The 9,927-nt window shown below is 49.9% G+C and carries 11 protein-coding genes and 2 pseudogenes; 11 read left to right on the top strand and 2 right to left on the bottom strand.

Features of this window, described 5'->3' with window-relative positions:
* Positions 1-183: pseudogene (locus ACZM6M_RS14960) on the bottom strand (transposase); the annotation flags it as partial.
* A gap of 84 nt (positions 184-267) precedes the next feature.
* Here ACZM6M_RS14960 and ACZM6M_RS14955 point away from each other — a divergent pair.
* From ACZM6M_RS14955 to ACZM6M_RS14905, 11 genes and pseudogenes are all read left to right on the top strand, one after another.
* On the top strand, positions 268-399 hold the full coding sequence (locus ACZM6M_RS14955) for a hypothetical protein (RefSeq protein WP_278283996.1): 132 nt from the start codon (positions 268-270) through the stop codon (positions 397-399).
* Between the two features lie 140 nt (positions 400-539).
* Positions 540-1,598: a molybdopterin-binding protein gene (locus tag ACZM6M_RS14950; RefSeq protein ID WP_066547017.1), complete on the top strand. Its 1,059-nt coding sequence runs from the start codon at positions 540-542 to the stop codon at positions 1,596-1,598.
* Between the two features lie 5 nt (positions 1,599-1,603).
* Positions 1,604-2,092 (top strand): cyclic pyranopterin monophosphate synthase MoaC, encoded by a 489-nt coding sequence (gene moaC / locus ACZM6M_RS14945; protein ID WP_337433443.1) that lies wholly within the window; start codon positions 1,604-1,606, stop codon positions 2,090-2,092.
* Positions 2,093-2,095: 3 nt separating this feature from the next.
* Complete coding sequence (gene moaA, locus ACZM6M_RS14940) at positions 2,096-3,151, top strand: GTP 3',8-cyclase MoaA (RefSeq protein WP_066547021.1); 1,056 nt, start codon at positions 2,096-2,098, stop codon at positions 3,149-3,151.
* 28 nt (positions 3,152-3,179) lie between these two features.
* Positions 3,180-3,680, top strand: a pseudogene (locus ACZM6M_RS14935) (MogA/MoaB family molybdenum cofactor biosynthesis protein); the annotation flags it as partial.
* A gap of 55 nt (positions 3,681-3,735) precedes the next feature.
* On the top strand, positions 3,736-4,626 hold the full coding sequence (gene modA, locus ACZM6M_RS14930; protein ID WP_418496691.1) for a molybdate ABC transporter substrate-binding protein: 891 nt from the start codon (positions 3,736-3,738) through the stop codon (positions 4,624-4,626).
* A 27-nt stretch (positions 4,627-4,653) separates the two neighbouring features.
* Positions 4,654-5,331 (top strand): molybdate ABC transporter permease subunit, encoded by a 678-nt coding sequence (gene modB / locus ACZM6M_RS14925; RefSeq protein ID WP_066547028.1) that lies wholly within the window; start codon positions 4,654-4,656, stop codon positions 5,329-5,331.
* Positions 5,321-6,472 carry a sulfate/molybdate ABC transporter ATP-binding protein gene (locus ACZM6M_RS14920; RefSeq protein ID WP_418496690.1) on the top strand — a complete coding sequence of 384 codons (1,152 nt, stop codon included), beginning with the start codon at positions 5,321-5,323 and terminating at the stop codon, positions 6,470-6,472. The genes modB and ACZM6M_RS14920 overlap by 11 nt, the downstream gene beginning before the upstream one ends.
* 1 nt (position 6,473) lies before the next feature.
* On the top strand, positions 6,474-7,418 hold the full coding sequence (locus ACZM6M_RS14915) for an NTP transferase domain-containing protein (RefSeq protein ID WP_418496689.1): 945 nt from the start codon (positions 6,474-6,476) through the stop codon (positions 7,416-7,418).
* Positions 7,415-8,554, top strand: coding sequence for an XdhC family protein (locus tag ACZM6M_RS14910; RefSeq protein WP_418496688.1), 1,140 nt, complete (start codon positions 7,415-7,417; stop codon positions 8,552-8,554). The genes ACZM6M_RS14915 and ACZM6M_RS14910 overlap by 4 nt, the downstream gene beginning before the upstream one ends.
* Positions 8,555-8,558: 4 nt before the next feature.
* On the top strand, positions 8,559-9,320 hold the full coding sequence (locus ACZM6M_RS14905) for a 4Fe-4S binding protein (RefSeq protein ID WP_417045710.1): 762 nt from the start codon (positions 8,559-8,561) through the stop codon (positions 9,318-9,320).
* Between the two features lie 12 nt (positions 9,321-9,332).
* On the opposite strand, the gene ACZM6M_RS14900 is transcribed toward ACZM6M_RS14905, so the two are convergent.
* The gene (locus tag ACZM6M_RS14900) at positions 9,333-9,920 is read right to left on the bottom strand and encodes a dipicolinate synthase subunit B (RefSeq protein WP_337934040.1); all 588 of its coding nucleotides are present in this window, start codon (positions 9,918-9,920) and stop codon (positions 9,333-9,335) included.
* Positions 9,921-9,927 lie beyond the last annotated feature (7 nt).

Below are 9,927 nucleotides of genomic sequence, written 5' to 3'. Positions count from 1 at the left end.
TACCTGCAGTCTATTGGCATTTACCATTCTGGTATGACTGCTTACGGACGCAAAATCAAAACCGGATTTGCTTTCTTTAATGAAGTTTTCCATCAGCCCTCACTTGCAGTAAAATTTGATGAGATACTCTGGTGAGGAATCCATGTTTGTGACAACAAATGTGTACATGTAAACCATTTGGTTTATCAGGCACTTCCGATGGGGGCGGTTCCTGTAGGGCATAATTCCATAATAGACTTAAAGGATGTGCCCTGTGAAGAAGTTGATATGGGAGAAACGAATGCATATCATTTTTCTCTGGAAGGAGAATTCTTTATGCATAAAGAGCAAGCCTATGTTGAAACTGCTCCAAGAGATATTATACAATTTAAATATGCGGAAAGCCTGCAAATCCAGTAATGGTAAGACACTGCAAATATGAGGATCGTGTAGAAATACATGATCCTTTTCTGCCCCGCAAACCATTTACAAATTCCCCCATTCGTGGTATCATCATAAGAGCGTTATTTCAAAAAAACAATAACGGTGGAGGTTGCAAAATGAAGCTGATAAAAACAGTAGATGCAGAGGGTGCTGTACTCTGCCATGACATTACACAGATCATCAAGGGCGTGACAAAGGACGCCGTATTCCGCAAGGGACATATTGTCGCAAAGGAGGACATACCGGTACTTTTAAGTGTGGGAAAGGATCAGCTGTATGTCTGGGAAAAGGAGGAGGGGATGCTTCATGAAAATGAGGCAGCCGAGATCCTGTGCAGCCTGTGCAAGGGAAACCATATGGAGCGCTCTGAGGTAAAGGAGGGAAAGATTGAGCTTACGGCTGACTGTGACGGTCTCTTAAAGGTGGATAACAGAGGCTTAAAGGCAGTGAACGGATTCGGACAGATGATGATCGCCACCCGTCACGGAAATTTTGCCGTAAAGAAGGGGGACAAGCTGGCTGGAACCCGTATCATCCCTCTGGTGATCGAAGAGGAGAAGATGGAGCGGGCCAAAGAAAGCGCATTGGCTGCCACAGGGGGACGTCCGATCCTGGATGTAATGCCTTTTGTACATAAAAAGGTAGGAATCATTACCACGGGAAATGAGGTGTTCTACGGGCGGATCAAGGATACCTTTACCCCGGTGATCGAGAAAAAGATGGCGCAGTTTGACACGGAGATCATTGATCATGTGACCTGGAATGATGATGATAAAAAGGTGACTGCTTCTATCCTTGATATGGTGAAAAAGGGTGCGGATGTAGTAGTCTGCACCGGAGGCATGAGCGTGGATCCTGACGATAAGACGCCCCTTGCCATCAAAAATACAGGAGCCAGGGTGGTATCCTACGGGGCTCCTGTGCTTCCGGGAGCTATGTTTTTATTAGCTTATCTGGAAGTAGAGGAGGAAGGAAAGAGCCGTACAGTGGCAGTGATGGGGCTTCCGGGCTGTGTGATGTATGCAAAGCGTACGATTTTTGACCTGGTGCTGCCAAGGGTGATGGCAGATGATGAGGTGACAGAGGAAAATCTGGCTTCTCTGGGACAGGGCGGCCTGTGTCTGAACTGCCCGGTCTGCACATTCCCCAACTGCGGTTTTGGAAAAGGAGTGTAGGAAAAATGGATTTTTCACATTTTGATGAACAGGGAAATGCCTGGATGGTAGATGTAGGCGGAAAGGAAGAAACAAAACGGGAGGCCACTGCAAGGGGCAGTATCTTTATGAGCCCGGAGTGCCTGAAAATGGTGAAAGAGGGTTCTATGAAAAAAGGCGATGTTTTGGGTGTGGCCCGTGTGGCCGGGATCATGGGGGCCAAGAGAACCTCTGAGCTGATTCCTCTGTGCCACCTGCTGAACCTGACCAAGCTGACTGTGGACTTTACGATCCATGAGGAGACAAATGAGATTGAAGCAGTCTGTACGGCCCGTACCACCGGACGCACCGGCGTGGAGATGGAAGCGCTGGCCGGAGTGAATGTGGCTCTCCTTACCATCTACGATATGTGCAAGGCAGTGGATAAGTCTATGGAAATGAGCCATATCTATTTAGAGCATAAGTCTGGCGGAAAGAGCGGGGAATTTTATAATGAAGTAAGAAGGCAGAGGTAAAAAATGAGGGATCAGACGGGAAGAGAAATCGATTATATGCGGATCTCCATTACAGACCGCTGTAATCTGAGATGTAAATACTGTATGCCGGACGGGATCCAGTGTATGCCCCGGTGGGAGATCCTTTCCCTGGAAGAACTGGAGGCGATAGCCGTTTGTGCGGCGGATCTGGGAATCAGGAAGATTAAGGTTACAGGTGGAGAGCCGCTGGTGCGCAGGGACTGCCCCCAGTTAGTACGGATGCTCAAAAATGTCCCCGGTATTGAGAAGGTAACTCTCACCACCAACGGTGTTCTTCTGGAACAGTATCTGGGTGAGCTTTTGAATGCGGGGCTGGATGCGGTCAATATCAGTCTGGATACTCTGGATCCGGGGCTTTATGAGACCATTACCGGGGCAGATGCGCTGGATAAGGTTCTGGGAATCATAAGCAGGGCAGACAGGCTTCCCATCCCGGTGAAGGTCAATGCGGTATCCATTGATTTCGACAACTGGAAGGATGGAAAAGAGCGGGACAAGAACGGCTGGCGGGCCATGGCAGCACTGGCAGAGCAGTATCCGGTTGATGTGCGCTTTATTGAAATGATGCCCATTGGTTATGGAAAGCAGTTTCAGGGCATTGATCACAGAACGCTGCTTTTGCAGCTGAAGGAAATGTATCCGGATCTTGAAACAGACCATGAAGTCCATGGTTTTGGCCCGGCTGTTTATTATAAATCCCAAAGGTTTAAAGGCAGCATTGGCTTGATCAGCGCTATTCACGGAAAGTTCTGTTCTTCCTGCAACCGGGTGCGTCTGACCGCTCAGGGATATTTGAAAACCTGTCTGTGTTATGAGGATGGCGTGGATCTGAAACAGGTGCTCAGAGAGGAGATATCCCGGCCGGAAAAGGAAAGCCACTTCATCTGGCCGGAAGGGCTGGATGTTCGTGACGAAGGGCTTCAGAGCCGTTTGAGGACTGTGATGGAGAAAACGATCCTTAAAAAGCCCATGGCCCACTGCTTTGAAACACCGGGAAGGATTACGGAATCACATAATATGAGCTCGATCGGAGGATAAAAGGATGGATGCGAAGGAGAGAAACGGATCTGAGGAAAAGTCATTTAAGGCAGCTGTTATTACGGTGAGTGATAAGGGAGCCAGGGGAGAGCGTGTGGATGAAAGCGGCCCTGCAGCAAAAGAGATGCTGGAGGAGGCAGGCTATGAGGTAGTGGAGACGCTGATCATTCCTGATGAGCCGGAGGAACTTAAGACAGAGCTGATTCGTCTGGCAGATGAAGTCCGGGCAGATCTGGTGGTTACAAGCGGCGGTACAGGATTTTCCATGCGGGATCAGACTCCGGAGGCGACTCTGGCAGTGGCAGACCGGTTGGCTCCCGGAATTGCCGAGGCCATCCGGTATCAGTCCATGGCAGTGACGAACCGGGCCATGCTCAGCCGTGGAGTATCAGTGATCCGCAGACAGACCGTAATCGTCAACCTTCCGGGAAGTCCGAAGGCGGTAAGGGAGAGTCTGGGTTATATTTTGGATTCTCTTGACCACGGGATTCGGATTTTAAGAGGCAGTGCCTCAGAATGTGCCAGATAAGGCCAATAGGAATGAGTAAATAACTGGAAAAAATCAGAAAGAAGAGGAGCGGAAAATGAGAAAACAGCTTTATGCAGTGGCAGCAGCAATTTTAGCAGCAGGGATGCTGGCAGGATGCTCAGGAGGAGCAAAGGAGACTGAGGAACAGACAAGTGTTCAGGCAGAGAAGGAAACAGAGACCGCGAAGATTCCGGCAGCCGCTGAGGCAGAAACAGAAGCCGCTTCAGAGAAAGAAGAGACAGAGCTTTTAGTGGCAGCTGCCGCCAGTTTAAAAAATGCCTATGAAGAGGAACTGATCCCCATGTTTGAGGCTCAGTATCCGGGTGTTATAGTAACAGGCGTCTATGACAGCTCCGGTAAGCTTCAGACCCAGATCGAAGAAGGACTGGAGGCAGATGTATTTATGTCCGCAGCCACAAAGCAGATGGATGCTTTAAATGAAAAGGGGCTGATTGCTGAGGATACGATTGCGGATCTTTTGGAAAATAAGATCGTTCTGATTGTTCCCACAGGAAATGAAGCAGGGCTTGAAGCTTTTGAAGATATTGAAAAAGCATCCTCTATCGCACTGGGCGACCCGGCCAGCGTACCGGCCGGTCAGTATGCAGAGGAAGCGCTCACAAGTCTTGGGATCTGGGATCGGATCCAGGATAAGGTAAGCTTTGGAACCAATGTAACAGAGGTTTTAAACCAGGTAGCGGCTTCCAGTGCAGACGCAGGTATCGTATATGCCACAGATGCAGCCAGCATGGCAGAGCAGGTAGATGTAATTGCTGAGGCTCCCGAGGAAAGTCTGAAAAAGAAGGTAATTTATCCTGTAGCTGTGTTAAAAGGCAGCGCGCATTCTGAAGAAGCGGCAGATTTTGTGGAGTTTTTAAAAACAGAGGAAGCCATGAATGTATTTGAGGCTTATGGCTTCTCCAAGGGAAATGAAATCCTGCCTTAAATCTGTAAATGAAAAGGAGGACGTATTATGGACTGGTCACCGGTTCTGATATCCATGAAGACAGCCAGCCTGTCCATCTTTATCACCTTTTTTCTGGGGATTTTTGCAGCGGGGGTTGTGATCCGTCTGAAAAATGAGACGTCAAAAATCATATGTGACGGTATTCTGACTCTTCCCCTGGTGCTTCCGCCTACGGTGGCCGGCTTTTTTCTGCTCTATCTGTTTGGGGTAAAACGCCCCATTGGACAGTTTTTTATTGATTTTTTCGGAGTAAAGATTGCTTTTTCCTGGGGAGCTACGGTACTGGCGGCGGTGGTGATGTCATTTCCGCTGATGTACCGCTCTGCCAGGGGTGCATTCGAGCAGGTGGATCCGGATCTGACTGCGGCTGCAAGGACTCTGGGGATGAGTGAGTGGGAAATTTTCTGGAAGGTGCTTTTTGCCAATGCCACTCCAGGCATCTTAAGCGGCGGGGTCCTGGCCTTTGCCAGAGGTCTGGGAGAATTTGGAGCCACTTCTATGATCGCGGGTAATATTGCGGGAAAGACAAGAACCCTACCAATGGCAGTGTATTCAGAGGTGGCCGCAGGCAATATGGGGGCTGCAGACCGGTATGTGGCCGTCATTGTGGTCATTGCCTTTATCTCTATTCTGCTTATGAATCTGGGAGCCTTAAGGGCAGGAGGAAGAAAGCATGGCGCTTGAGACAGAACACAGGCTTTTGCTGGGAGTTGAAATCAAAAAGAAGCTGAAGGAATTTTCTCTGGAGCTTTCCTTCGAGGCGGAAAAAGGCTGTCTGGGTATTTTAGGATCTTCGGGCTGTGGAAAGAGCATGACTTTAAAATCCATTGCAGGCATTGTGACGCCGGATTCCGGCCGGATTGCCCTTCAATATGCTCAGGGGGAGGCAGCCGGGGGACGGGTTCTGTTTGATTCTTCCCTTAAGATCAATGAAACGCCTCAGATCCGCCGGGTAGGCTACCTGTTCCAGAATTACGCCCTGTTCCCCAATATGACGGTGGAGGAAAATATTGCCGCAGGCTTAAAGGGAAAGGGCGCAAGGGCTGCAGCGGGGGGCAGGAAGTCCCAGGCCTGCTCCCCTCAGGCCATTAAGCAGAAGGTGCAGGAGATGACGGAGCGTTTCCGGCTGATCGGACTGGAAAAGCATTATCCCGCTCAGTTGTCCGGCGGCCAGCAGCAGAGAACAGCACTGGCCCGGATTCTGGCCTATGAACCGGAAATCCTGCTTTTAGATGAACCGTTTTCAGCAATGGATACATATCTGAGGGAAAAGCTGCGTCTGGAGCTGGCAGAAGCATTAAAGGATTATGACGGCGTTTCCATTCTGGTAACTCATGACAGGGACGAGGCATACCAGCTCTGTCCGGAGATACTTTTGATGGATCAGGGAAAGGTTCTGGCCAGGGGAAAGACGAGAGATATTTTTGCCTGGCCCCAAACCTGCAAGGCTGCAAGACTTACGGGCTGCAAAAATATTTCCAGGATCAGGCGGATGGGTGAACGGCATATCTGCGCTTTGGACTGGGGCGGCTTAGAGTTGATGGCAGACCGTCTGGTGGGGGAGGAGATTACTGCAGTGGGGATCCGGGCTCATGATTTTGAGCCGCTAAGCAGACAGAAGGCAGCTGCATACGCATATGAAAACTGTATTCCTGTGGAAGAACCCCAGGTGTCTGAAATGCCCTTTGAGTGGTATATTACCCTGAAAAACGGTCTGTGGTGGAAACGAGAAAAGACGATTCATACCCACAATTCTGCCGGAGTGATCCCGGAGTATCTTCGGGTAGATCCGTCGGCTATTTTACTGTTAAAAGGAGAACTCTGATATGGAAAAAACAGGAGCAGTCATTGTGGCGGCAGGCCATAAAAACAGAGGAACGGCCTTTTTGCCCATGCTCCCGGTAGGGGACAGCACCGTGATCCGTCGGATCATTATTACGATGAGGCGGGTGGGAATTGATCCTATTGTGGTAGTGACGGGAAAACAGGGAGATGAGCTGGAGAAGCATATAAGCGATCTGGAGGTTATTTCCCTGCGCAATCCCGATTACGAAACGGAACAGATGTTTGACAGCATTTCCATGGGTCTTCGCTACATCAGAGGACTGTGTACACAGACACTGATCCTTCCTGCTAAATTTCCGCTTCTTTTGCGTGATACGCTGGAAAAAATGCTTTCAGAAGAGGGCGATATTATCCGGCCGGTTTTTGACGGAAAAAGAGGCCATCCGGTTCTTATATCGGAGCACGCAGCCGGGAAAGTGCTTGAATACACGGGAAATCGGGGCTTGCGGGGAGCACTTTTTGAAGCGGAGCAGTGCTTTGTGACAAAGGAAGTACCTGTGGAAGATCAGGGAATTATCTTTGCAGTGGAAACGGATGAAGACAGTACGGAACGGGAAATGGAAAAACAGAAGATCCAGGTGCATCCGGAGGTGCGTCTGGTCGTTCGGAGAAATGATCCCTTCTTTGGGCCGCTGCTTGCCCGTTTTCTCACCGTGGTTCGTCATACAGGTTCCATGCAGACGGCCTGCAGGCAGCTGCACATATCCTATACCAAAGGCTGGAAGCTTTTAAAGGAGGCGGAGCATCAGCTGGGCTATGGCCTCCTTGTATCCCGGTCAGGAGGAACAGAGGGGGGATTTTCCTGTCTTACAGAGAAGGGGGAAGATTTTCTAAGACGATATCTGTGCATGGAAGAAGAACTGCGCAAAGAAAGCGAACGGCTGTTTAAACGGTATTTTCCGGAAGAAAATGAGGTGTCAAAATGAGAGAGTTATTTAAAGAACTGAAAAAATGCCTTTTAAGAGGAGAGGGAGCAGCACTTGCTTCGATCATAGAGAGCGCGGGTTCCACACCCAGAGGCGCGGGTTCGCGGATGCTGGTAAAAGCAGATGGAACGGCTCTTGGAACTGTGGGCGGAGGAGCTGTGGAGTATCAGGTAACTCTGGCCTGCAGGGAAGCAGTTAAAAGTAAAGAGTCCAGTCTTCGAGAGTTTACTTTAACCCGTGGGAAAGAAGCCGATATCGGTATGGTCTGCGGGGGAGATGTGACGGTGTACATCCAGTATGTGGATCCTGAAATGCCAGGTATCCAGGAGCTTATCGATCAGGTTCTGAGTGTTCTTGATGTGGATGAGGACAGCTGGCTGATTTTTGACCTCACTGTGGAAAAATCGTGGAAAATGGGGCTTTACAGTGAAAAGACAGGCGTTTTGGGCCTTGGAAATGAAACGGCAGGAGCAGGGTGGATGAAGCATAGCTGTCCTTCGGGAGCCGCAGAAATGAAAGATGGAAGGGACGCTTCTGTATGTGAACGGGTGTTGCCGGAGACGGTATTTGGGCCTGAGTTTACAGCGCTTTTTGGTTCCCAGGCGGTCATTTCCAGAGAAAACGATCATTTTTACTATGTGGAGCCTCTGGTTCAGTCTGGTACGGCGTATGTGTTCGGCGGAGGCCATGTGGCTCAGGAGCTGGTTCCTGTATTAAAAAAAGTGGGCTTTCGCTGTGTGATCATGGATGACAGAGAGATGTTTGCCAACCGGCAGGTATTTCCCGATGCCGATCAGGTAATCGTGGGAGATATGGAGAGGATTGGCGACTATGTGTCTATCCGGCCTCAAGACTACGTATGCGTGATGACAAGAGGCCATCAGTTTGACTATTATGTGCAGAAGCAGGCTCTGGCTTTAAAGCCCTGCTATCTGGGCGTGATGGGAAGCAAAAACAAGATCCGTGTGGTGACGGAACGGCTGCTTGAAGATGGATTTTCAAATGAGGAGATCAAGGCCTGCCATATGCCGATCGGTTTGGGAATCCATGCGGAAACACCCCAGGAGATTGCAGTCAGCGTTGCGGCGGAGATGATCTCTGTGCGGGCCGAGAGACTGGGAAAGATAAGGAGGTAAAGGCATGAAGGAATGTGTATGGGCAATATATTTCAGTCCCACCGGAGGAACAAAAAAAGCGGCCTTCTATCTGGCAGAGAGCCTTGGAAAAGAGGTAAAAGAGGTGGATCTTTCTGCTCCTGATTTTAATGGCGCAGAATTTAAAAAGGATGATCTGGTGATTGTGGCTGCTCCTGCATTTGGAGGAAGGATCCCGGCACTGATGGCAGAGCGGTTAAAGTGCACCGCAGGAAAGGGCGCTGCTGCTGTTACGGCTGCCGTTTATGGAAACAGGGCCTATGAGGATGCTCTGGTGGAGTTAAATGATGCATTGGAGGAGCAGGGCTTTGAGCCTTTCGCTTCTGTGGCTGTCCTTGCGGAGCATTCCATGGTTCGGGAGGTGGCGGCAGGACGTCCGGATGCGAAGGATCATGAGGAGCTTTCCGGTTTTGGAGCACAGATCCTTAAAAAGCTTGAAGCGGCAGAAATTACAAGGCCCCAGGTGCCGGGGAACCGCCCATATAAGGAATGGAAAAAGATGCCTGCAGTACCGGTAAACGGCAGCGGCTGTACCGGGTGCGGACTCTGCGCCGGACTCTGTCCCTCTGGAGCTATTTCAAAAGAAAATCCATCAGTGACAGATCCGGAGAAATGTATCCTGTGCCTGCGCTGCATCGCTGTCTGTCCTTCCGGTGCAAAAAAGCTTCCGGAACGTGTTCAGGAGATGTTAAACCAGAAGCTTCTGCCGTTAAAGGGGATCCGGAAGGAAAATGAGCTGTTTTTGTAAAATTTGGGGTAATTAGTCCGGACCATATAAAACAGGCTGGAGCTGTTCACCCTTCAGAGCAGCTTTTATGGTTGGAATTACAAGCTCTGTTCTCGCAACCAGGGAACAGGGCTTTTTTTGCGGTGAATCCTGGGAAAATGGAACAAAATATACATGTTTGCAGGGAAAGAGAAGTCCGATATTTTTAAAATTCATTCCCATGGCATCATTGGTGGAAAGGAAGATCACCAGAGGCTTTTCATTACGCAAATGGGCTTTGGCAGCCATGAGTACGGGGGTATCCGTGATGCCGTTTGCCAGCTTGGCAAGGGTATTTCCCGTACAGGGGGCGATGAGCAGAAGATCCAGATAGCCTTTGGGGCCAATGGGTTCCGCGTCCTCAATGGTAAGAATGGGTTCCCGTCCGGCCAGACCGCTGATGGTCCGGATATATTCATCCGTGCTTCCGAAACGGGAACGGGTGGTCTGCACATGGGAGGAAAAGATGGGGTACAGCTCGGCTTCCTCCTGTATGAGAGTTTGTACGGTCTGTTTTATTTTATCAAAGGTACAGAAGGACCCGGTAACAGCCAGGCCGATCGTTTTTCCTTTCAGAGACATAAGAATT

The sequence above is a fragment of the Enterocloster sp. genome, from assembly GCF_057861365.1.
Note: the sequence above shows the minus strand (reverse complement) of the source record. Positions and strands in the feature narration are given on the sequence as shown.

Bases quoted from the DNA above. Each gene is read 5' to 3' on its own strand.
- ACZM6M_RS14955 (WP_278283996.1), top strand. From the start codon at position 268: ATGGGAGAAACGAATGCATATCATTTTTCTCTGGAAGGAGAATTCTTT.
- ACZM6M_RS14950 (WP_066547017.1), top strand. From the start codon at position 540: ATGAAGCTGATAAAAACAGTAGATGCAGAGGGTGCTGTACTCTGCCAT.
- moaC (WP_337433443.1), top strand. From the start codon at position 1,604: ATGGATTTTTCACATTTTGATGAACAGGGAAATGCCTGGATGGTAGAT.
- moaA (WP_066547021.1), top strand. From the start codon at position 2,096: ATGAGGGATCAGACGGGAAGAGAAATCGATTATATGCGGATCTCCATT.
- modA (WP_418496691.1), top strand. From the start codon at position 3,736: ATGAGAAAACAGCTTTATGCAGTGGCAGCAGCAATTTTAGCAGCAGGG.
- modB (WP_066547028.1), top strand. From the start codon at position 4,654: ATGGACTGGTCACCGGTTCTGATATCCATGAAGACAGCCAGCCTGTCC.
- ACZM6M_RS14920 (WP_418496690.1), top strand. From the start codon at position 5,321: ATGGCGCTTGAGACAGAACACAGGCTTTTGCTGGGAGTTGAAATCAAA.
- ACZM6M_RS14915 (WP_418496689.1), top strand. From the start codon at position 6,474: ATGGAAAAAACAGGAGCAGTCATTGTGGCGGCAGGCCATAAAAACAGA.
- ACZM6M_RS14910 (WP_418496688.1), top strand. From the start codon at position 7,415: ATGAGAGAGTTATTTAAAGAACTGAAAAAATGCCTTTTAAGAGGAGAG.
- ACZM6M_RS14905 (WP_417045710.1), top strand. From the start codon at position 8,559: ATGAAGGAATGTGTATGGGCAATATATTTCAGTCCCACCGGAGGAACA.
- ACZM6M_RS14900 (WP_337934040.1), bottom strand. From the start codon at position 9,920: ATGTCTCTGAAAGGAAAAACGATCGGCCTGGCTGTTACCGGGTCCTTC.